The following is a 21921-nucleotide window of genomic DNA, read 5'->3' on the forward strand; positions in this document are numbered from 1 at the left end:
AGCTCAGTCGGGCATTCTTATGAATGTCCATTCGATCCTCCGAAGATTCCTAGTTGCTCGTCACAACCAGCTTCTCCGGTCCAAATCGAATGGACAACCTCCTGAAAGATCACAGGTGCCCCATCCTTTCTACGTTCTCTGTAGAAAGGGTGGGATAGCAGATGGCCGCAGTACGCAACCAAATTCGTGCACAGCACGAACCCCCACCGTCCGCCCAGACTCTCAATTCAGGCTAACTACCCTTCACACACCAATTCACAATGTAGTTAGACCCCGAGCTATTGCACGGCCTGTCCCAGCCTTCCTTCTTCGCATTGAACGTGTCGCTCTGATGAAAGGTCTTGTCCGCCGCAGCATTGATCGCATTCAAAATCGTCGCGCCCTTAAACGTGTATCCACCAATCGCCACCTGTCCATCACAATCCTTGAACGCCAGCTTGATCAGCGAATAAAGCCCGCCTGTCAACACATTCTCTAAAACCGGTTGAGATGTTTCACCAGCATCTGCGTTAGGAAAGTCGACCGGATATGCACTCAGCTTGCTGTTCGTGTCGGCGCCCGTCGGGTGCGATTCAGTATCGGGAAACTTCATCGCCGGCATCACCGCGCTGAACAGCTTCTGCGCCGCGATCCCGATCTCGCCTCGCAACAGATTCTCGTTCGGGCTATGGTGATCGCCATTGTTGTAAATCTGGTAAACCACCACCACCGAGTCTGTCGGGCTCACCGGCACGCCCGTCACCGGCTGCAATTTATGCTTGCTGAACGAGTGCGTCCCGTTGTTGAAGTCCCCCATCGACTGCACATTCGGACCGAACTCCTTTTCGTTGACGTAGACCCCAATCCCCGCAATCAACGTGTCGTCATGGTGTGAACGGGTGTCAGTGATCTTAAAGGTGTCGAGATAGAACTGAAGATTTGGCATGGAAACCTCTCTCTCCTTCGTGTCACAACTCCGGAAAGCGTTTCTTTCAGGTGGCCGCCGTTTTACGCGCACCGCTTCCCTTGAGTCAACGACTCTTACCGCTATTGACTATTGGCAGATGGCCCACCCTTCATTTTCGGCTCCTGGAGTCACACAACTCTGGGTGTCCCATATCTACGCGCGCTCTACACGCGGAGATGTGGGTCCACTTTCGTGCGCAGCACGAACCCGGAGGTAGCAGGGGCATTCATGCTCCTGAAATTCCGCTACGAGAGAAATGGGGCTTCAGCCCCGGGCCTCGATTCCCAATCCGCCACCACAAAGACGGGTGGCCGACCCTTTCGTGTCGACACCTTGAAGCGCCACAACTCCACGGGTGCCCCATCCTTTCTACGTCCTTAGTAGAAAGGGTGGGATAGCGGATGCTGGCAGCACGAAACCAAATTCGTACACAGGCGGATGGTTCAGATCTGAAATCGCGTGTGGAACATGCCACAACAGATATAAATTCTGGGCCACTCTCAGGCCGATGCACAAACACCCATAATTCCACGCAAATCCACCGCTAACGGAACCAGTAAGTTACAGGAAACTTCACTTGACAGGGCATCTCGACCCACACACACCCAACCCAAAATGTTCCACGAGGAACATTTCTGCCTCACCTGAAAATTGCTCCACGTAGAGCAAAATCCGCCTCCAGCGCTCTGAGAACCGGCCGCCATAAATTGCTCCACGTGGAACATTCCTGAGTCCAGGCACCCAAACAAAATTGCTCCACGTGGAGCAATTTCGCCGCGAAGACCCCGATTTGCAGGAAGCGGCACCAGTCGAGAAATCCACCTAATTTCTTTCCAAACCTTTGCATCGAATTAGCCCCAAAAAGCGCATCATGGAGACAGCGAGCCTTACATCTCTTGCTGCGGGTAATGTCAAACTCGCTAACAGCAGTACCGTTGTTGTTGGCGAGAAAAATAATTACTCCCTCCCCCTCTTTCCGCTGTTTCTTCGCCAAAAGACTTTCTTTCAGCGTTAGATACACCACGCTGCTCAACAGCAATTACGCATCGAACTTCATGAACTGCGGCACGCCATCGACGCCCATCGTCCACCAGTGCACGGCACCGGTTGATATCCTGCCTTCGCAGTTCAGGAGAGTCTCATGCGGTTCTTTTCCTCGCCCAGAATCCTCGCCTCTGCCGTCCTTGCTCTCGGCATCTTCGCTGCGTTCTCACTCGTGATTGGCAATGTTCCGGCACATCTGAACCACTCCACCGTCAAAGCCGCCTCCACCTGTTCCGACGACAGCGGCCTCAAGCTTCCACCGGGCTTCTGCGCCACCATCTTCGCCGATGACATCGGTCACGCCCGGCACCTTGTCGTCAGCGCTGACAACGTCGTCTACGTCAACACCTGGTCAGGCCGCTACTACGGCAACAAGCCAACCCACGAAGGCGGCTTCCTCGTCGCACTTCAGGACAAATCCGGCAGCGGCAAGGCAGACGTTATCCAGCGCTTCGGGCTCACCGAGGCAGATGGCTCCCGCGGCGGCACCGGCGTCGGCCTCTACAACGGATGGATCTATGCCGAGATGAACGACAAGATCGTCCGCTACAAGCTTCCGGCAGGCAGCATCGTGCCCACCGGCGCTCCTGAAACCATCGTCTCCGGCCTTCCCCTCAACGGCGACCATCCGATGCACCCCTTCTACATCAGCACTGAAGGCATGCTCTACGTCGATGTCGCAACCGCGACCAACGCCTGCCAGGAAAAGAACCGCACTCTCCAATCGCCAGGAATCACGCCCTGTACGGAGCTCGAAACCCGGGGTGGCATCTGGCGCTTTGACGCAAAGAAAACCGGCCAGACCTTCTCACCCGCAGAGCGCTATGCGACCGGTATCCGCAACGCCGAGGGCTTCGGAGTAGACAAGACCGGCAACGTCGTCTACATCACCCAGCACGGCCGCGACCAGCTGCACGCCAACTGGCCCAGCATTTACAAGCCTGAGCAGGAAGCCACGCTGCCGTCCGAAGAAGTCATGATCCTCAAAGATCACGGCGACTACGGCTGGCCCGAGTGCTACTACGATCCCGGCCTCAAGCGCCTCATTCTCGCCCCCGAATACGGCGGTGACGGCAGCAAAGCCGGAGTCTGCTCCACCAAAACCGGCCCATTCGCCGCATTCCCCGCACACTGGGGACCCAACGGCATGGTCTTCTATGATCGGAAGCAGTTTCCCGCCGCCTATCAGCGCGGCCTGTTCATCGCATTCCATGGCTCATGGGATCGCGCTCCCTACACGCAGGGCGGATACAACATCGTCTACCAGGCGATCACGCGCAGCGGCACACCCGGCCGCTGTGAGATTTTCGCCGACGGTTTTGCCGGTGGCACCGTCTCACCCGACGGCGCTACCCATCGCCCCTCCGGAGTCGCCGAAGGTTCCGATGGCGCTCTCTATGTAGCCGATGACGTCGCGGGTCGCATTTATCGCATCACCTACGTCGGCGGTAACGCTGCCTCCACCGCCGCGCCAAATTACACCCCTTGCCCCAGCCTCACCGCCGCTCCTGAAGAAGCCTCAGCCGCTGCGGCCCAACCACCTGAGGGCAACCACGCCGACGCAGGCAATGCAGCGCTGCCCGTTCCTGAGGGCGCTACACAAGAGCAGGTGGCTCTTGGAGACCGCATCTATCACGGCCAGGTCAACGGCGCTCCCTGCATGGCCTGCCATGGCGCGAATGGCGGAGGCACACCGCTCGGTCCTGACCTCACCAAAGACAAATGGCTGTGGAGCGATGGGAGCTGGAAAGGCATCGCCAAGACCATCGACGACGGCGTCCTCAATCCTAAGCAGTACCGCAGCGCCATGCCCGCCAAAGGCGGCGCGCAACTTACTCCCGAACAAGTCGAAGCTGTCGCGGCTTACGTCTGGTCCATCAGCCATCACAAGTAGTCCACAAACACCACAAGGGCATAACCAGTCTCACTTCGAGACTGGTTATGCCCTTTGCCTTTTGCAATAGTCCTGCGGTCCGCCACGCATCGTTGCAACGCAAGCCACGCGCCCAAGTGGATATGACCGTCGCGCTATCCTAGTCTTCGTGTCCGAACCCAGCTCCGAACCCGCTCTCGTTCCCGGCCTCTATCTGGTCGCCACACCCATCGGCAATCTGGAAGACATCACTCTGCGCGCGCTCCGCACTCTGCGCAGCGTTGACCGCATCGCCTGTGAAGATACGCGCCAGACACAGAAGCTTCTTAATCACTTCGAAATTGCAAAACCCACCATCAGCCTGCACGAGCACAATGAGCGCGAACGAACCACCGAACTCATCGAAGACATCCGCTCCGGTAAAAGCATCGCGGTTGTCTCCGACGCCGGCACCCCAGCTATCTCCGATCCCGGCCACATCCTCACGCGCGCCGTTCTCGAGGCAGGATTATCCATCTATCCCATTCCCGGCGCAAACGCCGCCATCACCGCGCTCATCGCTTCCGGCCTTAATTCAACAACCTTCCGCTTCCTCGGTTTTCTTCCTGAAAAAACTGGCGCCCGCCGCAGTTATCTCGAATCACTCGCAGCCGAATCCACCTCGGCTCACGAAGATGAGAAATCCGCGCCGGCAACACTCATCTTCTACGAAGCTCCACATCGCATCCTCGAAACCCTATCCGATCTCGAATCCGTCTGGGGCGCGGACCTGCGCATTGTCGTGGCCCGCGAGCTGACCAAGCTCCATGAAGAGTTTCTGCGCGGCTCCGTGAGTGAGATCCGCACCGAACTCGCGGCACGCGACCGCATTCGCGGCGAAATCACTCTTCTGGTCGAGCCCGCTCCTCGCCAGTCCGGCTCAGGCGAGCAACCCGCCAGCCTCGTCGAACGCCTCGCCGCCCTGCAATCCGGCGGACTCAGCGAAAAAGATGCTTTGAAGCAGATTGCCCGCGAAACCGGCCAGGGCAAGAGCGATCTCTACCGCGAACTGCAGCGCGAAAAAGCAAAGACAGTGAACATGACCAGGCGAAGCTGAATATCATTCAGCGTTCTGCGTTTCTGTGATTGACGGTTCATCACGCTCCAGCGCGTGCGCCTCTTCAATCTCCGCGATCAACTCCACAAGCTGTGCGCGGCAGCGCTCGCTCATATCCAGAAACCGGATTCCGATCGTGTTCTTATCCTGAATCGCCTGACTGACACCCGCAATCCGGAACGGCAGTCCGTGCAGATAAAACTCCGTCTCCACGCGAACAAAAATGCCCACGCCGAACCGCTCATCGGTGCGAATCCGGCATCCACCCATACTCAGATTGGCGATCCGTCCGGTCATCGTAATCGCCGATTTGATCAGCAACAGTTTCACACTTGTATCCACCGTGTGCCTGTCATGGCTCCGCCGTTCCCGAACCTTCAGGTGCTGCGCATCTTGAGGCCGTGAATCCCGCATCTCTGACGATGCCGGAACAGCCTGCGCCATTCGCTTCTCTTCTTCCGGCGCCTTTGGCTTCTGTGAGGTTGCTGGCGGAACAGACACATCTGCAACCGCCAGAGTTGCCGCCTCATCCGCTGCAGTTTCCCCTTCACAAGGCGCGTCTTCCTGAACAGCCATCTCGGCCCTTGCGGCATTGACTGTTGCAACTTCCCCCAGCACCTCAGCCAGCATCGCGCGCCGCCGCTCCGGCATATCCAGAAACCGGATCGCAAAGCACTGCGCTCCGCGCGTACCCACCGTCACGCCCAGAATGCGAAACGCAATTCCCCGCAATTGAAACTGAACCTCGACTCGCACCAGCATTCCCGCCAGATACCGCTGTTGCAGCCTTACCAGACATCCGCCCAGGCTCACGTCAGAAAGGCTGCCCGCCATCTGGCCTACGCCGCCCACCGGAATCACCGTAACCGGACAATCCACAGTATGACGCGGAAAAGCGCGCCGGTTGGCGCGCTTCCTCGGTTCCTCTGCTGAAGATTGAAATTCCGGCTGGTTGGCGGTTAACTCTCGGTCTTGCGGGCTCTCGACGCTTGCCATCCCGTGCTCCTGGGGCTCATCTGCCGGCTTAGTGGCCGCCAGAGCTGTCCCAGGGCCGGACCGGCGCGGGCTGCACGGCCTCGCGGCCTTTCACCCGGTCATACATGTACACGTCGCTGGTTGTCCCCAGCGACTCGTTGTAAAGGCTCACTCCACCTGAAATCTGAGCGACCTCTTCCGAAAACTGGTGAACCGAATGCAACTGCTGTGCCGTCGCCGGCAGCTCATATTTGCTGGTTTTAAAGAACTTCTGATATCCGCGATCCTGCAACCGCGCAATCTCACCGCCAAAAACCACCCCAGGGCTCACCTTGTACGCAACTGACGTTGGCTGCCCAATCGACGTCCCAACCTGGTCTCCAATGACCGGGCTCGCCACCAGCACCGCCGCACAGCCATACTTGCTTATCCGCGAACCTTCTGCCGACGGTGTTACTTCAAATCCTTTTGCGCGCAACGCATCCTGAATCTGCTCCAGCGTCGGAGCCTTTCCCGCATTTCGAGCCATGCTCGCGATCCAGTCCCCCGCGGCCAACCGCTCCGCCGGGCAGTGAAATAGATATCGGCAACAATGCCGATTGCTTCAACTCTCGCACATGCCCGCAGTCCATCGCAATTTTTCGCCCCGATTCCACCGCCCGTCCCGCCGCATTTCCACGCGCCCGAATTACTGAAGACCAGCCCTCCTTTGCCGCATCCAATGCGAAAAGGAGTTGCCATGGGCAGTTTCCTCGACCGCCGCTACCAACGCAGACTGCTTTCCGCAGGTCGTCTATATCGCCGCGGACACAGCTATGTCGTGTGGATTCATGGCCTGCTCTTCTTTGGCGGCAGCCTCTTCCTGCTCTGTAACGCGCTTGATTATTTCTTCGACAACGGCGCGCCCTTTCGCCCCTCCGATCTTGTTCGCATCGGCGGGTATCTGGCCCTTAGCATCGTCGGTGGTCTTTTCTATGGCGTTCGCGTCTGGCACAACCTGGACCGCATGCTCGGCCCCGAACCAACTTCCAAACCCGTACAATAGAACCTGAAGGAACCCTAGCATGTCTACCGCTACCCTTGCCCCCGAAACCCTGCCCGAATTGACCAACGACGATCTAGCCCGCTACTCGCGCCACCTCATCCTGCCCGAGGTGGGCATGGAGGGCCAGCAGCGCCTCAAGGCCGCAAAAGTGCTCTGCGTCGGCGCCGGAGGGCTCGGCTCGCCGCTCGCTCTTTATCTTGCGGCGGCAGGCATCGGCACCATTGGCATCATCGATTTTGACACCGTTGACTCCAGCAATCTGCAGCGCCAGATCATCCACTCCACGAAGGATGTGGGCCGTAAGAAAATCGACTCAGCGCAGGAGAAGCTCAACGCTCTCAACCCGGCAATGAACGTCGTCAAGCACGACACCATACTCACCAGCGCCAACGCGCTCGAGATCTTCGCGCAGTACGACATCGTCGCCGACGGCACCGACAACTTCCAGACCCGGTACCTCGTCAACGATGCCTGCGTCATCCTCAAGAAGCCCAACGCCTACGGCTCCATCTTCCGCTTCGAGGGTCAGGCCAGTGTCTTCGCCACTGAGGAAGGCCCATGCTACCGCTGCCTCTACCCCGAGCCGCCACCGCCGGGACTCGTCCCCAGTTGCGCTGAAGGCGGCGTCCTCGGCATCCTGCCGGGCCTCGTCGGCATCATCCAGGCCACGGAAGTCATCAAGCTCATCCTCGGCAAAGGCGAGCCGCTGGTCGGCCGTCTTCTGCTGGTTGACGCACTGGGCATGAAGTTCCGCGAGCTCAAGCTGCGCAAGAACCCCGACTGCCCCGTCTGCGGCACAAACCCCACCGTCACCGAGCTCATCGACTACAACCAGTTCTGCGGCATCGCCAACGAGCCTCCGGCTGACGCCCCCATCAAGAACGGTATCCCGCAGATCTCTGTTCGCGACCTGAAAACCAAGCTGGACAAGCGCGAGACCAACAACGATAACTTCCTGCTGCTCGACGTCCGCGAGCCTTATGAGTACCAGATCGCCCAGATCGGCGGTTATCTCATTCCGCAGAACGACGTCCCGAACCGGCTCAGCGAGCTCGACAAATCACGCGAGATCATAGTCCACTGCCGCAGCGGTGCCCGCAGCCAGAAGATCGCCGAGTTCCTCAAGCAGCAAGGCTATGAAAAGGTCAGCAATGTAGCCGGCGGCATCCTCGCCTGGGCCGACGAAATCGACCCCAGCGTGCAGAAGTACTAACAGGCTGCCTGAAAACTCAATCGGGCGAAGTTTTGTAACAGGTCAAGGCGCTATTTCAGTCGTGCCGTTGACTCGATCAACATACAGGCTTTTCAGTTTTGAAAAGCCTGTTTTTTCATATTCCCACCTCGACTTACGCCCCCGTACACAACTTTTCTGCAAATATCTATCTCTTGTATACCCTATGGGGGTATAGTTGTCTTAGGCAGGGAAATCCGGAATCACCGAACCCTGAGTCACTTATGACCTCAAACGCCAAAGAACCTCCAGACAGCACCTGTGCCACCTGGAGCGCTCTCCTGCGCTGCGTACGCCCGATTGGACCTCTCGCCGACTTCTGACCGGCCAGGCCTTCGCTCGCTTCTCGCAGTGCACGACTGAAAGCACGAGCGAGTGAGCAGCAATCGCGCGGATAAGGACCTGCGCGGCTCTACCACCCCCTCCTGACAATCACAACTGGCCACGTCTATAAGCTTTGCGTCGAACGCTCCTGTCTCTCGCGATGCTCAAAAACGTGCGCCGGAAGGAGGATGCCATGATCCGGAATCTCAATTGCAAAATGGCCCGGAGGATTCTCCCCTTTGCCCTGCCCACACGCCCTGAGCTTCACTGCGTCTGGGCGCCAACCGGTAATCCAGCTCAGCCATTGGCCTGCCGCTGGATCAGCAGCGAAACCACCAGTAGGGCCTCTTCGAAAACCCCTTATCGTCAGCAGACCGGCACATCGCCGGTCTCTGCCCAACCACGGCCACACTTAGTCTGAGTTCGCCTGCGTCTCAGATGCCAGACGCTACCCTTCCTGATCCAGAAGCAATCTTTCATCATTCTGGAATTCATCCATCGGAAATCTGAATCTCTATTTTCGATTTCACTCATTGCACACAAAAGTTTTTCGCAATGTACAACTTCCGTCCTTGACGACCCTTACTCAGGGTATGCATACTCCCCTTTTGTAATCGCCGGGCATCGTTCCCTCCCGGCGGGAGCCGTCATCATGGATCTCATTCTGGTACGTATTCTTTTTGTTGCCTTAGTTTCTGCTGTTTGCTTCTTCCTCAAACCCTTCGGCGTTTCCGGACCCATCGCCGCAGGCTGTGGTGCATTCGCCTCCGCGGCAGCCATCGTCTTTGAATTCCGCGTCCGAGCGCTTTCCCTACGCCGCCTCATCGGAGCGGTCGCAGGTTCCGTCCTCGGCATCTTCGGAGCCTCACTCTTCTGCCTCGTCCTGCGCAGCGCCCTGCCCGCCGGAGCCACATCGGCCTCTGTACAGGTCTTCGTTCTGCTGCTCATGACCTACGTCGGCCTGCTCGTCGGCGCCAGCAAAGGTGACCTTCTCAACCCCGCAGCTCTCGGTGGCGTCTTCTCCGGCGAAAAGGTGACACGCAAGAACTACAAAGTTCTCGACACCTCGGTCATCATCGATGGCCGCATCGCCGATGTCGCTGACACCGGCTTCCTCGACGGAATCTACGTCATCCCCGAGTTCGTCCTGCGCGAACTTCAGGTCGTCGCCGACTCCACTGACGGATCAAAGCGTCAGCGTGGCCGCCGCGGACTCGACATGCTGCAGCGCATGCAGTCCAATTGCAACCTGCAGATCCAGATCGTCCCCGACGACTTCCCCTCCATCAAGGAAGTCGACCTCAAGCTCCTCGAACTTGCCAAGAAATGGGACGCCAAGGTCGTCACCAACGACTTCAACCTCAACAAGGTCGCCCAGCTCCACCGCGTCGAGGTACTCAACGTCAACGATCTTGCCAACGCGCTCAAGCCTGTCGTCCTGCCGGGCGAGAAGATGAACATCGTCATCCTCAAAGAAGGCAAGGAGTACAACCAGGGCGTCGGCTATCTCGATGACGGAACCATGGTAGTAGTCGACCACGCACGCAAGCTCATCGGTCGCAATGTTGAGATCACCGTCACGAGCGTTCTCCAGACCGCCAGCGGCAAAATGATCTTCGGACGCATGGAAGAGAACGGTCGCAGCGCCGACAGCCCGCGCACTCCGGTTCCAATCGAGATGACACACTAGAGCCAGAGTGCCGAATCGGCTTCGGGCCGACATGCTCCACTGGCTCCGTTTGCCGAGCGCCATGAGACTCCAGTGCGTCATCCTGATCGAGTCACACTGATTGCATCGCGGGGACTTTTCACAATGACTGCGCGCACACTTCGAAGACGGCTACCGTCTTTGCTGCTTCTCGTAGCCCTCGCACTCTCTTCTCTCATACGTGCGCAATCACCTGCACAGCCCACGCCATCAACTGCTTCCACTCCAGCAGAATCCCTCTCGTTTGAAGTCGCGGCCATCAGGCTCAATAAATCAGGCGGTGGAAACTCCAGCTCCGACACCGATAACAACCGTTTCACCGCCGTCAATGTTTCGCTGAAGAGCCTCATGCAATACGATGCCTACGGCATCCCGGCCTCACGTATTTTTGGTGGCCCTAAATGGCTTGATTCAGCCCGATTTGATATCGAAGCCAAGATGGATGACGAAACCACGGCCCGCTTGAAAAACCTGGACAGACAACAGCGCAATCTTCAAACCCAGGCTATCTTCCAGCAGCTTCTGGCCGATCGCTTCCAGCTCAAAACCCATTGGGAAACCCGCGAACTCCCCACCTACGCGCTGGTCGTCGCCAGGAATGGTCCAAAGCTCAAGCCCACTGCGGACACAACAGGCAATTCCGGCACCTCGGTCAGTGGCAATGGATCCAGCGTCAATTTCAAAACTACCGGCCTCACCTTGGAACAATTCGCCGAGAGCCTTACTTCCTCCACCTCCGGTGATCTCGGACGCGAGGTCATCGACAAAACCGGCATCCAGGGCCGTTACGACATTACCCTTAACTGGACGCGTGACACCGGCGCAAATGCCTCCGGCGATCCAGCACAAGGCTCAGGCCCATCTCTTTTCACCGCCATCCAGGAGCAGATCGGCCTGAAACTCGAATCCTCGAAAGGTCCTGTACGAGTCCTGGTCATCGACCACGCAGAGATGCCGTCAGACAACTAGTGGTTCCGGCTCAACTCCTGCGATCGCCTCACGCGGCGTGATACACGATATCCCCTAAAGCCGGGTAGCGGCGGCCATAAAAAAGGACGGCATAGTAGCGAATCCAGACCGCGACTGGAGTTGCCAGACTTATAAAGACGCTAAGCCATAAACTTAAACATAAAAATATAAGTCCAACATCACCTGCTATTTGAAGATACATTCCCGTGCCGGTAACACCTCCGCTCATCCTCGCCATTGACAGATCGACTATTTGAGCCAGCACCCAACCCAGTGAGCCGGCTATGAGCGCCAGAATGATCCAGGCTATGAATGGTAGCGCTGTGCGGAGAATCAGATACGAGATAAATTTTTCCCTGTCTGAACTGAAAATCGTGCGCAAAGCCTTGAATGCCGCGCCGAAGGACAAACCCTCCAATGCCATGTGCGGCAGAATAAAATCCTGCAGCATTACCTCAAGTACGGACGCTACAAGACAAACGAAACAGGTAAACCCCAGACTAGGGAAAAACAGGATAAGAAAGACTCCGGGATCCAGTTTGCCATTCGGCGTGCGAATGTTGAGAGTTACAAAGATCACCACAACATACGCAAGAACGATCAGACATAACATGACAAGATCCAGCACCCAGACAATAAGATTCGCTCGGGATAGACGATCCGCCTGCGTCGGATATTTGCCCCAAACCTGCCGGATCTGGCTTGTCTTATGAATCAGACAATCGAAGAAAACAAAGCGGAGATGGATAACTACGCATAGAGTGAGACAAATGAACGTCACCGCTGCAATCGGCAGTGGAATCGCATAGGGTATGTATTGTGCTTTGAATAGAGTAAAAACCCGGTCCCATGGAAGATTCAATTCCAACCCACACACCACTCCCAACGGTATGCTGATGAAAATGTCCTCTGTCATGATCGCCACTGCGGCCAGTTTGAGAAACCGTCGCCAGCTCAGAGGTTGATATAAGTAGTCGTATGTCCGCTTCATCGCAGGCCACACGGCCTCAGAAGCAGAAAACTTCTTCATATCGATTCACCAATCCAAATAGAATTCGGCGTGGCCACTGGATATTTTGGACAGCAGAAGTCTATTACATCGCCGCCGTTGCAGCTCGATCTGGCCTTGAACCATTGAATCGATAGAATTCGTCTTGAGCTTTCGTTTCACCATCTGCCCGGAAACTGCCCGGCACGCCTGCCGCAGCCTGAGCCGCATGCTCAAAAAGGTAAAATTCATTTAGAGCGCCAAGCGAACGCATCTAGAAGGACCAATCATGACCTCCACCCTCAAAACCGCCCTCACCGATTCCATCCAGGCTGCGGCCTCCAAAGCCGGCCTGCAGCTTGTCTCCGCCATCGAGGGCAAGGACTTCCACGGCCACCCCACCGCCGTATTCGAGCTCGCGCCCGCGGCCAATGCCGTCGCAGGCCGTACCCTTCGCCTCGAGCTCAGCGAGCAATTCGATTTCAACAAGCCTGACCTGCTTCCTGCCATGACGGCTCACCTCGCGGAAGAGGCAAAGCGCCTGCGCAATCCGCGCCCCGACACGTACGTGACCCTTGAAGGCCTGCCGATCTCCTTCCGCAAATTCCAGTGGCCGTTTCACCGCTCCACCTCCGGCGCCGACACCTACATCGTCCATGGCGAGGCCTACATCGAAGACGGCACCGGCTCTCCGCTGCACGCCAAACTCTCCGCCTCCATGACCGTCACTTTCGCTGAGATTGTGCCCGCGCCCGAGCAGCCCTATGCTGAGACCTTCGTCTACAACGCTATCCGCAAAACCATCGATATGGGCCAGCTTGAGTTCGTGAAGAGCGGCAACCGCCAGCCTGTTCCCGTCACCACCCGCTATTACTCGCGCTGGCAAAAGAAGTTCATCTTTACCGACACCAATGACGCAGCACGCCTCGACTTCCTGCTGCTCAAGACCTACTGGCTCTCCGGCGTCCTCGGTCAAAACCAGCCCGTCTGGATCGCCGATCCGCGCGATGCCCAGTACCTCAACACCACGGAAGCCGACTTGCTGCGCATGGCCGGTGATGAAGCCGGACAAGGCCTGCTCACGCTCAACGGAGAATATGCCGCTCCCACCGCTCAGCTCATGGCCCGCGCCGATGAGTTTCGCGAGAAGCTCCAGAAGGCGCTGGCCATCACCAAGCCTCAATTCAACGAAGAGATGCGCGCCGGCCACGCCAACATGTAGGTAGCTGCAACCATTTCAAAGCAATCTAAGCTGGCGACTCACCGAGGGCCGCCAGCTTTTTGCTGTTTTGCACCATCGGTTCAGACACAGGCTCAGCGCCGGCCTCTGCACTCTCCCGCCACATCCGCCGGTAGGCCATCGCATACGCGCCGATCATCAGGAACGTACCGTAAGCTCCCCACATGCGCCCGTTGGCCATCACCAGCGGCAACGCAAGAGCCGGCAGATATACGGCTGCCCAGCAAAGCAGCGGGCGCCGCACCCGGAACGCATATACCAGCAGAGGAACGGTGCAGAAGACCGGTATGTCGGCCTCATACTGCATCAGCCGCGGATTCATGAGGAAGATGGCGCAGATAATCATCCCAATCCACACGTCGTCGTTGACGGGATATTCGACTTTATCCATGCGCCGCCGCAGCAGGAACAGCGAGACCAGCAATCCCAACCCGAGCAGGCCCAGCACCGCATAGGGCACAAGTCCCACGCGTCCGGTGAACTTCGCGACATAGTGCGCCAGCACACCAAAGACTCCAAATCCATAGTGCACCGGAATCACAATGCACTGACGCACCGCCCACAAATAACCCGCGTAGAGCGACGGCCACTCGGCCTTCTGTACGACATACAACGCGCCAACGATCACGGCCGTTGCGATGCTCTTCACCCACTGCTTCTTGCCTGCAAACACCGGCAGCAGCAGCAAAGGCAGCAGCGTAAACTTCGTCAGCGTTACCGCAATCACCGCGAGGTAAAACCATCCCCAGCGATTCCTGAGCACTCCCGGCACCGCTGCAATAAAGACGGTGCAATAGATCAGCGTCGCCACGTTGCAGCAAAACAGCGCTTCCTCGCCCATGTACAACGGCCCGACAAAGAACAGCAGCAGCGCCATCAGGGGCGTAAGCCATGGCTGCCGCAATATGTACTTCGCCAGCACCAGCGGCAGCGCCAGCGTAGCCGCAAAATGCGCAATCAGGTAAACCACCAGCGCCACATGCGGCCCAAGCAGCCGCACAAAACCGCCCGCGACGAAGATGAAAACCGGCGGATAGATGTAATACAGCGGAGCTACCTGGCTCGAGTACGGCGACCGGCCCGCAAGCCACTCCCCAACCGCACTTTTAAAGATCGGAATATCCTCAAGCCACCAGCCCTTCCAGCTGAAGCGCCAGTGGATGGCGAGAAACACGAGAATTCCGGCAATCAGGAGAAGCAGAACGAGTATCGTCGCCGGCCGCTTCACCTGTTCAACGCTCTTCTGGGATGTCGCAATTGCCCGCAACGGATCTCCTGGGTTGTGTGGCTCGGAAGCTCATTATCCCAGAGGAAATGCCTAACCGCAATCAACCCAAAGTAGAACAGCCACCGTCGAGATCTTCGTATTTCGGTCCGTTAGCCCAACGGCTGTCCGCATGATGAGCAGAACCGTGAGCCTAGCGGATTGGTATTGCGGCAGTTAGAGCAGACCACCAGCGTTGTCTCGCCGCTCACCCCTGGCGCAGGTGTCACCATCGGCGCCCCGGGTACCGGTGCCGTTGCGTATCCCGGCGCCGCGGCATAGCCCTGCGCACCCGCGAATCCCGGCGCAACCCAACCCGGATATCCAGCCCACCCAGGAACCGTAATGCCCAGCGCCGCCGCTAAGGCTGCTGCCTGCACCGCGTTGTACATCCGCACCCGGCCCGGCATGAAAAAGCACTCCACCCAGCCGATAATCCACGGAATTCCCGTCCACGAAAACACCAGGTACAGCACACCCAGCCCAATGCGGCCCATGTAGAAGTGGTGAGCGCCAAACCCGCCCAGAAACAGCGCCAGCAGCACCGCAATCAACTCATCCTTGCGCACCGCCTCATACTGCTGTTGAAAAATAACCTGCTGATTCGGATATGGCGCCGTGCCCATGGCATCACCTCATGAAAGTGTCTGGTCGGAAAGGCCTGACAAGTTTATATACGACGCACGCGCCGCGCGAGTTCATTTACCCCATAAATCCTGTCTGGATTTGATCGCGATGCAATCACAACAGCTTGCGATAGTGAATACACCGATCCACGACAACATACCCCAGCGCCTCATGCGCGCGCTGTGACATCTCATCATCCAGCCACGTATCGGACGCCATCTCCGCGCATCCCTGCTCCCGCGCCCACGCCTCAGCCGCGGCGACCAGTGCGCTGCCCACCCCATGACGGCGTGCGTCTTCCTCGACAAACCATCCTTCCAGAAATCCCACCGGCTTTCTGCCGTCGCAGCCATCGGCATGCGAACGTAAACCCACTTCGAGAAATCCGCACAGGCCGCGGTCCTGCCGCTCCGCCACCAGAATCACAACAGGCAGGGTGCTTATAGCCTCACCCGCAAGCTTCGCCGCCACTTCCTGTCTGTGCTCCTCAACCGTTCCATCCGGCCATAACGCAGCGCACATAGCCGCTATCCGGTCGCAGTCCTGCGGCTCGGCAAACCTCACGCGAAATCCGGAAACTTCCGCTACGTCTTCCACAACGCTCCCGCTTATCGTGCCTTTCGGCTACCCTGCTATGTTCAAACCAGCAAAGGAAACCGTCACTCTGCACAAGGAGAACACGTTTGGCCATTCTGCGCGGCGTCGTTGTCTCCGGCATGGGCAACTTCTCGTATTGGATCGAGAAGCTCCGCGACCACTACGAAGCTAAGACCGGCATGCACCTTTTCCCCGGAACACTCAACGTGCAGCTCGACCAGCCCTACACCCTTCCCGGAGACGTCATTCGCCTGGAAGGCGCGGAATACGGCGGCACGGTCTCCATCAACATCGTCCCTTGCCGCATCAACGGCCTGCCTTCGTTCCTTCTCCGCACCGACGCCAACGAACAGGGCCGCGGCCACCATCCCCGCACCATCATCGAAATCGCGACTGACGTGAAGCTGCGCGATCACTTCCATCTCACCGACGGCTCACTTGTCGAAATCGATCTCCCCGATGACCCCACGCAGGACGACTGACCCACCGTCCGCCTAGCTATAATCCGGCCCATGACCGTGAATCAGCACGACGGCGCACCCGAAACCCGCATCGAAGAGCTACGCGAACAGCTCCGCCATCACGAATACCTCTACTACGTCCTCGACAAGCCCGAAATCTCCGACGCAGACTACGACAAGCTCTTCCGCGAGCTCAAGTCGCTCGAAGAGGCTCATCCCGAGCTCCTCACACCCGATTCACCCACGCAGCGGGTCGGCGGGCGCCCTGCCGAAGGCTTCCAGAAGGTCGCCCACACACGCCCCATGCTCTCGCTCGACAACGCCAACAGCGAAGCCGAGCTGCGCGACTGGGACCGCCGCGTCCACGAGTTAGCGGGCAACCTGCCCATCCGTTACGTAACCGAGCTCAAAATGGACGGCCTATCCCTCGCCCTCCACTACCAGCTCGATGCCAAAGGCAATGCCCATCTGCTGCGCGGCCTCACCCGCGGCGACGGAGCCATCGGCGAAGACGTCACCACGAATGTGCGCACCATCCGCAGCGTCCCCCTCAGCATCCCGGAATCAAAACTCCACAAATCTCATCTCGAACTGACGCAAACCACCGCCGAACCCTACAGCGGCGCACACATCGCCTTTGAAGTCCGCGGTGAAATCGTGATGCCGCTTGAAAGCTTTAAGAAAGCCAACGAAGAGCGCGTCCGCGAAGGGCTTGATCCTGCGGCCAACCCGCGCAACTTCGCCGCCGGCACCATCCGCACCCTCGACACCAAGGTCGTCGCCTCGCGTCGTCTCGATTTCTACTCCTACTTTCTACTCATCAACGGCGAATACTACTCCGGCGGCCAGCACGCCACACTCGAAACCCTCACAGCACTCGGCTTCCGCGTCAACCCGCACCGCGATACCTACACCACGGTCGACGAAATCCTCAGCTTCCTCACCAAGGTCGAAGAGACCCGCGAAGGCCTGCCCTATGAAATCGACGGCGTCGTCATCAAGGTCGATTCGCGCGAAACCCAGGCTCGCCTTGGCTACACGGGCCGCGCACCGCGCTGGGCCATAGCCTACAAGTTTGCCGCACGTACCGTCGTCGCTCGCATCCGTGAGATCCAGGTCACCGTCGGCCGTACCGGCAAGCTAACGCCGCTGGCCGTACTCGATCCCGTCGTCGTTGGCGGTGTTACCATCACCAACGTCGGCCTCTTCAATGCAGACGAAGTTGCGCGCCTCGGAATCCGCGCAGGAGGCTACGCTCGCGTCCAGCGCGCCGGAGATGTCATCCCCAACATCGTCGAAGCCGTTGTCGATGCGGAACACCCCGAAGGCCCCGCGCCGTTCGTCATGCCTACCCACTGCCCCGTCTGCGGCACAGAGGCACAGCAGACCGAGGGCGAAGTCGATACCTACTGCATGAACGTCGATTGCCCCGCGCGCATCTGGGGTTCTTTACTCTACTTCGCCTCACGCGGCGTCATGAACATCGAAGGCATGGGCGATGTGCTCGCGCAGCAACTTCTCAACGCAGGCTTCATCCACTCCCTCGCCGACATCTACACCCTCACCAAAGAGCAACTTCTCTCTCTTGAACGCATGGGCGAAAAGTCCGCGCAGTCCGTCCTCGACCAGATCGAGCGATCCAAACAAGCCGGCTTAGCACGTCTGCTCATGGGCCTCGGCATCCGCCACGTCGGCGAACGCACTGCAGAAATGCTAGCCTCCGACTTCGGTTCCATGGAAGCCCTCGAAAAGGCAACACAGGAAGACCTGCAGCGCACGCAGGATATCGGTCCCAAAGTAGCCTCCTCGATCGTCGAATTCTTCTCGATAGAAAAGAACCGCGAACTGGTCAAACGCTTCGCCGAGCTAGGCCTGAAGATGACGGCGGAGAAGAAGCAGAAGTCCAACCAGCTCGAAGGCCTGACCTTCGTCCTAACCGGCACCTTCCCAACCCTCAGCCGCGAAGAAGCGAAGGAGGTCATCGAAGCCGCAGGCGGCAAAGTCTCAGGTTCCGTCAGCAAGAAGACGAACTACGTAGTGGCAGGCGAAGAAGCCGGTAGCAAACTTGCGAAAGCTCAGGAACTTAATATCTCCATCATCGACGAAGCCGTATTGCTGGCAATGCTAGACAAGACATCTTGAAGATCGCATTTTATCTATGAAATGCATTTCAACTTACCCTCTTGGTGTCTGACGACGACCAGTGCCCTATACTTTGGCTGCATGAAAAATTCGGCAAGTATTTCGATAAAGGGCTGCGATTCGGATTTACTGTTCGAGTGGCTTGATTATGACGGAGACGACTGCTTCAACGATTTTCACATCGTGTTGTCTGTGGGAAACGAATTGCGCCGATTCGACTTTGGCCCATGTGCCGTCCGAGGGCTGAAAAAATTCGCTCAATTTTTTAAGGGCAAACTAGAAACAGTAAGCTCGGGCTTTCGATTTCCAGATATTCGCAACTGCGAACTCATTCGTGTCGCAGATGGTTTCCAGCTTCAAGTTCGCTTTGAAGCAAATGACTTTTCCGAGCAAATCCACATTAGCGAACCCGCGATAAACATCGAGGATGAGTTTCTGAAGGAATACTACGGAGATCTCTAATTTACGATCGCGAATTGAAACGATTGGTTCTCATCACCAGCACCGTTATACAAACAGCGTCACTGTGTTGCGTGCAAGATCCGCTGCGTAAGCCAGGCACGCCCGCAAATCCATCTCCGTCAGATCAGGAAAATCCGCCAGAATCTCTTCATGCGTCATGCCCGCAGCCATATATTCCAGAACATCGGAGACCGTAATGCGCAGCCCGCGAATACAGGGCTTTCCGCTGCGCTTGCCCGGCTCAATCGTGATGATCTGCGTGTAGTCCATACTGATAAATCCCAACAAGTCGGATTGAAGTAAGTATAAGCTCTGTTGATATCACGGCCAAATCACGAACTTACGGCATCCAACAAGGTGCACTCGTTGGCTACCGATCACTGACCACTGTTCACTGTAGCCTGCCCACTGAAAATGGACCGCCCCACAGAACTCCGCCAATTCTTCGCACACATGGTCACCGCCAATGCAGGCATCCCACCTGGCAGCGCCATCGAAGCGGCCTTCGCCTCCACACCCCGCGAGCAATTCGTAGCCCCGCCACCGTGGCGAGTCTTCACCCCGCGCGGCTACTACGAAACCATCTCCGCAGACCCCGCCTATATCTACCAGGACACGGTCTTAGCCCTAGGCGGCGACCATCCCGGCCTCAACAACGGCCAACCCACGCTCCACGCCTACTGCATCCACACGCTCGGCCTCAAGCCCGGTGACCGAGTAGTCCACATCGGAGCAGGCACCGGCTACTACACCACCCTCCTCGCGAAACTCGTCGGTGAAGCCGGCCACGTCACCGCCTTCGAAATCGAGCCAGACCTGGCCGCTCGCGCCAAAGAAAACCTCGCGATCTTCCCGCATGCCGCCATCGAATCGCGAAGCGGCGCTATCTCGCCCATCCCCGCCTGCAACGCGATCTACATCAACGCCGGCGCAACAGAACCACTCTCCATCTGGCTCGATGCTTTGGAAATCGAAGGCCGCCTGCTCTTCCCACTCACCGGCCCCGACGGCAACGGAGCCATGCTCCTCATTACGCGCAAAGAAGACGGCGTCTACACAGCCCGCTTCCTCATGCCAGTCGCCTTCGTCCCCTGCATGGGCGCACGCGACAAAGCGCTGGAAAAGCAGCTTTCCAAAGCCCTCCGCAACCGCGACTGGCAAAACGTCCGCTTCCTTCACCGCAACAGCGAACCCGCTGCAAATTGCTGGCTGGCCGGTAACGGCTGGTGGCTAGCTACGCAGTAAACCCCTGCGAATCATGCCGTCCCTTTGGATTAAGCCCGATCTGCATCAGCGCCAGCATGCCCGCCAAACCCATCGAGAACATCGCGATGACCTGCATCGCGGGCATGCGGCTTCCAATCACATAGCGCGCCGCAAAAAAGGCATATACCACCACCGGCAGCGCCTCGAATAATCGGTTAGCACCAGCAACAGGCCGCACTCGCCTCCACAACAGACCCACGATCCAGTACACAAGAAACGTCGTCAGCAGCCAGCCCAGATAGTTATGCCGCGGCACGCCAAAGTACGCGCCACCCTTTTCCCATATCCAGTTGCCTCCCGCCGCCATGCCCGGATCCATCACCACATCCCAACCGGTCATCACAAAAGCCGCTGCAATGGATATCGCCGTCACCCCGGCAAGCCCCCGGCCGTCCACTCCCCGCAGCAGCTCCCGCGCCACCATCCACGAGGGATAAATCATCATGAACCACGCCAGCGGAATGATCACCGGCACATGGCCCAGCTTCGGCCCCAGCAGATCGCCATAGTGGTACGCGCCAAACACCAGCCCCGATCGCACCCCAACCTCTTCCATCAGGTACGAAACGATCGCCGACACGGCAAAGAAAATGCCGGTGCGCCGCCATCCATGCTGCACCGCGCAGTGCGCCACCGCAAAGACGACAAACACTAGCGTGAATCCAACATTGCCAAGCGTCGGCAAATGTACCCACTGCCACATCGTCTCAGCCAGAATCAGGTATAGGATGCCGGCAAAAAAGACCCACGCCACCGCCCGCGTTAACCGGTGCATAAGCGCTCCCCAATGCTTTCAGGAATAGAGATGTCTTCAGGAATCGCTTTCACCATAGCAGATCGCAGGCAGCAATGCTGTCTTTGGTTTTAACCCTGCTTCACCGAAGTCGCCTTGTCATTCGAGAAAGACACCACCCAGGTCTTCGGCCCCGCGTGATACGTCACCGTGCGATTCCCAATCTCCTGCGAATCACTCTCGATCAGTATCCCCACGGCCATGCGCGTCTGCGCCTCGCTCATACCCACCTCGGGCTCATGCGCAGCCACCGCATCCCAGACATCTTTCGGCCAGTGGCTGTAGATCGTCTTCGGATCGTCGTAATAAAAAAGCTGGTCCGCAACAATCTGCTCCTGCTCACCCTCAGCCGAGCCGATCGGCGCTGCAAACTCACCCGGCTTGGCATTTCCCGTTTCGTCAGGCATTGTGAACACCACCAGATATTGTCGGCTGCCATGCGCCACACGGTCATCCACCTTCGCTGGAACGGCCGCCTTGATCAGCTTCTTGATTTGCAGCTTCTCCGTCGCGGGCAGATCGCCCTGCGGTTTCGACCACTCCACCGCGCCCGCATACGGAAAATAGGGTAGCGAATATCCAGCCTTCACCCATACCGTCGTGCCTTCCAGTTGTTTGGCCTGGTCAAACGTGGCAAACAGGTATTGCTTCACATACGAAAGATCGTCTTCCGAAACCGGCTTCGGTGCTTCAGCCTTCGTTGCCGCTGCATTCGACACATGCCGCTCATGCTGGACAAACAGGATATAGCCCCCAGCAACAAGCACCGCAGCCAGCGTCATCAGGCCCAACTTTTGCCAGATCTTCATCTCACCTCCGAATCTTCTTCCGTATCAATGGACGGTCCGTCGTGTTTCCGTCGTTTCCACC

At 57.9% G+C, this 21921-nt stretch carries 22 protein-coding genes; 11 read left to right on the plus strand and 11 right to left on the minus strand.

The features are described from left to right. Window positions 1-232 precede the first annotated feature (232 nt). Entirely contained in the window at window positions 233-925 is a 693-nt protein-coding gene (locus OHL22_RS22100) for a hypothetical protein (RefSeq protein WP_263341960.1), read from the minus strand. Window positions 926-1586: 661 nt separating this feature from the next. Further along, the gene (locus OHL22_RS22105; protein ID WP_263341961.1) at window positions 1587-1979 is read right to left on the minus strand and encodes a hypothetical protein; all 393 of its coding nucleotides are present in this window, start codon (window positions 1977-1979) and stop codon (window positions 1587-1589) included. A 108-nt stretch (window positions 1980-2087) separates the two neighbouring features. Between OHL22_RS22105 and OHL22_RS22110 the strand changes: the two genes are divergently transcribed. Then, on the plus strand, window positions 2088-3884 hold the full coding sequence (locus OHL22_RS22110) for a c-type cytochrome (RefSeq protein WP_263341962.1): 1797 nt from the start codon (window positions 2088-2090) through the stop codon (window positions 3882-3884). Between the two features lie 148 nt (window positions 3885-4032). Continuing rightward, window positions 4033-4959, plus strand: coding sequence for a 16S rRNA (cytidine(1402)-2'-O)-methyltransferase (gene rsmI, locus OHL22_RS22115; protein WP_263341963.1), 927 nt, complete (start codon window positions 4033-4035; stop codon window positions 4957-4959). Between the two features lie 3 nt (window positions 4960-4962). Here rsmI and OHL22_RS22120 read toward each other — a convergent pair whose 3' ends face one another. Together OHL22_RS22120 and OHL22_RS22125 are read right to left on the minus strand one after the other, a co-directional pair. Next, window positions 4963-5955 (minus strand): PilZ domain-containing protein, encoded by a 993-nt coding sequence (locus OHL22_RS22120; protein WP_263341964.1) that lies wholly within the window; start codon window positions 5953-5955, stop codon window positions 4963-4965. A 28-nt stretch (window positions 5956-5983) separates the two neighbouring features. Beyond that, window positions 5984-6463 carry a hypothetical protein gene (locus OHL22_RS22125; protein ID WP_263341966.1) on the minus strand — a complete coding sequence of 160 codons (480 nt, stop codon included), beginning with the start codon at window positions 6461-6463 and terminating at the stop codon, window positions 5984-5986. Window positions 6464-6673: 210 nt separating this feature from the next. On the opposite strand from OHL22_RS22125, the gene OHL22_RS22130 reads away from it, so the two are divergent. The 4 genes from OHL22_RS22130 (at window position 6674) to OHL22_RS22145 (ending at window position 11211) form a co-directional block, all read left to right on the plus strand. Beyond that, window positions 6674-6979, plus strand: coding sequence for a hypothetical protein (locus OHL22_RS22130; RefSeq protein WP_263341968.1), 306 nt, complete (start codon window positions 6674-6676; stop codon window positions 6977-6979). A 19-nt stretch (window positions 6980-6998) separates the two neighbouring features. Next, complete coding sequence (gene moeB / locus OHL22_RS22135; protein ID WP_263341969.1) at window positions 6999-8192, plus strand: molybdopterin-synthase adenylyltransferase MoeB; 1194 nt, start codon at window positions 6999-7001, stop codon at window positions 8190-8192. Between the two features lie 994 nt (window positions 8193-9186). Then, window positions 9187-10224: a PIN/TRAM domain-containing protein gene (locus tag OHL22_RS22140; protein ID WP_263341970.1), complete on the plus strand. Its 1038-nt coding sequence runs from the start codon at window positions 9187-9189 to the stop codon at window positions 10222-10224. A gap of 123 nt (window positions 10225-10347) precedes the next feature. Then, window positions 10348-11211 carry a TIGR03435 family protein gene (locus OHL22_RS22145; RefSeq protein ID WP_263341971.1) on the plus strand — a complete coding sequence of 288 codons (864 nt, stop codon included), beginning with the start codon at window positions 10348-10350 and terminating at the stop codon, window positions 11209-11211. 28 nt (window positions 11212-11239) lie between these two features. Here OHL22_RS22145 and OHL22_RS22150 read toward each other — a convergent pair whose 3' ends face one another. After that, window positions 11240-12241, minus strand: coding sequence for a DUF7544 domain-containing protein (locus tag OHL22_RS22150; protein ID WP_263341972.1), 1002 nt, complete (start codon window positions 12239-12241; stop codon window positions 11240-11242). Between the two features lie 247 nt (window positions 12242-12488). Between OHL22_RS22150 and OHL22_RS22155 the strand changes: the two genes are divergently transcribed. Further along, on the plus strand, window positions 12489-13421 hold the full coding sequence (locus tag OHL22_RS22155) for a hypothetical protein (RefSeq protein ID WP_263341974.1): 933 nt from the start codon (window positions 12489-12491) through the stop codon (window positions 13419-13421). Window positions 13422-13446: 25 nt separating this feature from the next. On the opposite strand, the gene OHL22_RS22160 is transcribed toward OHL22_RS22155, so the two are convergent. From OHL22_RS22160 to OHL22_RS22170, 3 genes are all read right to left on the minus strand, one after another. Continuing rightward, window positions 13447-14706, minus strand: coding sequence for a hypothetical protein (locus tag OHL22_RS22160; RefSeq protein WP_263341975.1), 1260 nt, complete (start codon window positions 14704-14706; stop codon window positions 13447-13449). A gap of 110 nt (window positions 14707-14816) precedes the next feature. After that, window positions 14817-15329, minus strand: a complete 513-nt coding sequence (locus tag OHL22_RS22165; protein WP_263341976.1) for an NINE protein — start codon at window positions 15327-15329, stop codon at window positions 14817-14819. 115 nt (window positions 15330-15444) lie between these two features. After that, on the minus strand, window positions 15445-15927 hold the full coding sequence (locus OHL22_RS22170; protein ID WP_263341977.1) for a GNAT family N-acetyltransferase: 483 nt from the start codon (window positions 15925-15927) through the stop codon (window positions 15445-15447). 86 nt (window positions 15928-16013) lie between these two features. Here OHL22_RS22170 and OHL22_RS22175 point away from each other — a divergent pair, with 86 nt between their 5' ends. The 3 genes from OHL22_RS22175 to OHL22_RS22185 all read left to right on the plus strand — a co-directional run bounded on the left by OHL22_RS22175 (window position 16014) and on the right by OHL22_RS22185 (window position 18992). Beyond that, window positions 16014-16409 (plus strand): DUF120 domain-containing protein, encoded by a 396-nt coding sequence (locus tag OHL22_RS22175; protein ID WP_263341978.1) that lies wholly within the window; start codon window positions 16014-16016, stop codon window positions 16407-16409. Between the two features lie 30 nt (window positions 16410-16439). Continuing rightward, the gene (gene ligA, locus OHL22_RS22180; RefSeq protein ID WP_263341979.1) at window positions 16440-18530 is read left to right on the plus strand and encodes an NAD-dependent DNA ligase LigA; all 2091 of its coding nucleotides are present in this window, start codon (window positions 16440-16442) and stop codon (window positions 18528-18530) included. Window positions 18531-18611: 81 nt separating this feature from the next. Further along, the gene (locus OHL22_RS22185) at window positions 18612-18992 is read left to right on the plus strand and encodes a hypothetical protein (RefSeq protein WP_263341981.1); all 381 of its coding nucleotides are present in this window, start codon (window positions 18612-18614) and stop codon (window positions 18990-18992) included. Window positions 18993-19037: 45 nt separating this feature from the next. Here OHL22_RS22185 and OHL22_RS22190 read toward each other — a convergent pair whose 3' ends face one another. Continuing rightward, window positions 19038-19262 (minus strand): DUF433 domain-containing protein, encoded by a 225-nt coding sequence (locus tag OHL22_RS22190; protein ID WP_263341982.1) that lies wholly within the window; start codon window positions 19260-19262, stop codon window positions 19038-19040. A 144-nt stretch (window positions 19263-19406) separates the two neighbouring features. Between OHL22_RS22190 and OHL22_RS22195 the strand changes: the two genes are divergently transcribed. Next, entirely contained in the window at window positions 19407-20237 is an 831-nt protein-coding gene (locus tag OHL22_RS22195) for a protein-L-isoaspartate O-methyltransferase family protein (protein WP_263341983.1), read from the plus strand. Here the strand turns inward: OHL22_RS22195 and OHL22_RS22200 are convergent. Further along, window positions 20227-21033 carry a carotenoid biosynthesis protein gene (locus OHL22_RS22200; RefSeq protein ID WP_263341984.1) on the minus strand — a complete coding sequence of 269 codons (807 nt, stop codon included), beginning with the start codon at window positions 21031-21033 and terminating at the stop codon, window positions 20227-20229. The two genes, OHL22_RS22195 and OHL22_RS22200, sit on opposite strands and share 11 nt — an antisense overlap. An 89-nt stretch (window positions 21034-21122) precedes the next feature. After that, on the minus strand, window positions 21123-21860 hold the full coding sequence (locus OHL22_RS22205) for a hypothetical protein (protein ID WP_263341985.1): 738 nt from the start codon (window positions 21858-21860) through the stop codon (window positions 21123-21125). Window positions 21861-21921: the final 61 nt, after the last annotated feature.

This window comes from Acidicapsa dinghuensis, assembly GCF_025685685.1.
Lineage (GTDB): Bacteria > Acidobacteriota > Terriglobia > Terriglobales > Acidobacteriaceae > Acidicapsa > Acidicapsa dinghuensis.

Bases quoted from the DNA above. Each gene is read 5' to 3' on its own strand.
- OHL22_RS22110 (WP_263341962.1), top strand. From the start codon at position 2,088: ATGCGGTTCTTTTCCTCGCCCAGAATCCTCGCCTCTGCCGTCCTTGCT.
- OHL22_RS22120 (WP_263341964.1), bottom strand. From the start codon at position 5,955: ATGGCAAGCGTCGAGAGCCCGCAAGACCGAGAGTTAACCGCCAACCAG.
- OHL22_RS22190 (WP_263341982.1), bottom strand. From the start codon at position 19,262: ATGGACTACACGCAGATCATCACGATTGAGCCGGGCAAGCGCAGCGGA.
- OHL22_RS22165 (WP_263341976.1), bottom strand. From the start codon at position 15,329: ATGGGCACGGCGCCATATCCGAATCAGCAGGTTATTTTTCAACAGCAG.
- OHL22_RS22155 (WP_263341974.1), top strand. From the start codon at position 12,489: ATGACCTCCACCCTCAAAACCGCCCTCACCGATTCCATCCAGGCTGCG.
- ligA (WP_263341979.1), top strand. From the start codon at position 16,440: ATGACCGTGAATCAGCACGACGGCGCACCCGAAACCCGCATCGAAGAG.
- OHL22_RS22145 (WP_263341971.1), top strand. From the start codon at position 10,348: ATGACTGCGCGCACACTTCGAAGACGGCTACCGTCTTTGCTGCTTCTC.
- OHL22_RS22195 (WP_263341983.1), top strand. From the start codon at position 19,407: ATGGACCGCCCCACAGAACTCCGCCAATTCTTCGCACACATGGTCACC.
- OHL22_RS22200 (WP_263341984.1), bottom strand. From the start codon at position 21,033: ATGCACCGGTTAACGCGGGCGGTGGCGTGGGTCTTTTTTGCCGGCATC.
- OHL22_RS22185 (WP_263341981.1), top strand. From the start codon at position 18,612: ATGAAAAATTCGGCAAGTATTTCGATAAAGGGCTGCGATTCGGATTTA.
- OHL22_RS22125 (WP_263341966.1), bottom strand. From the start codon at position 6,463: ATGGCTCGAAATGCGGGAAAGGCTCCGACGCTGGAGCAGATTCAGGAT.
- OHL22_RS22205 (WP_263341985.1), bottom strand. From the start codon at position 21,860: ATGAAGATCTGGCAAAAGTTGGGCCTGATGACGCTGGCTGCGGTGCTT.
- OHL22_RS22150 (WP_263341972.1), bottom strand. From the start codon at position 12,241: ATGAAGAAGTTTTCTGCTTCTGAGGCCGTGTGGCCTGCGATGAAGCGG.
- OHL22_RS22100 (WP_263341960.1), bottom strand. From the start codon at position 925: ATGCCAAATCTTCAGTTCTATCTCGACACCTTTAAGATCACTGACACC.
- OHL22_RS22130 (WP_263341968.1), top strand. From the start codon at position 6,674: ATGGGCAGTTTCCTCGACCGCCGCTACCAACGCAGACTGCTTTCCGCA.
- OHL22_RS22140 (WP_263341970.1), top strand. From the start codon at position 9,187: ATGGATCTCATTCTGGTACGTATTCTTTTTGTTGCCTTAGTTTCTGCT.
- moeB (WP_263341969.1), top strand. From the start codon at position 6,999: ATGTCTACCGCTACCCTTGCCCCCGAAACCCTGCCCGAATTGACCAAC.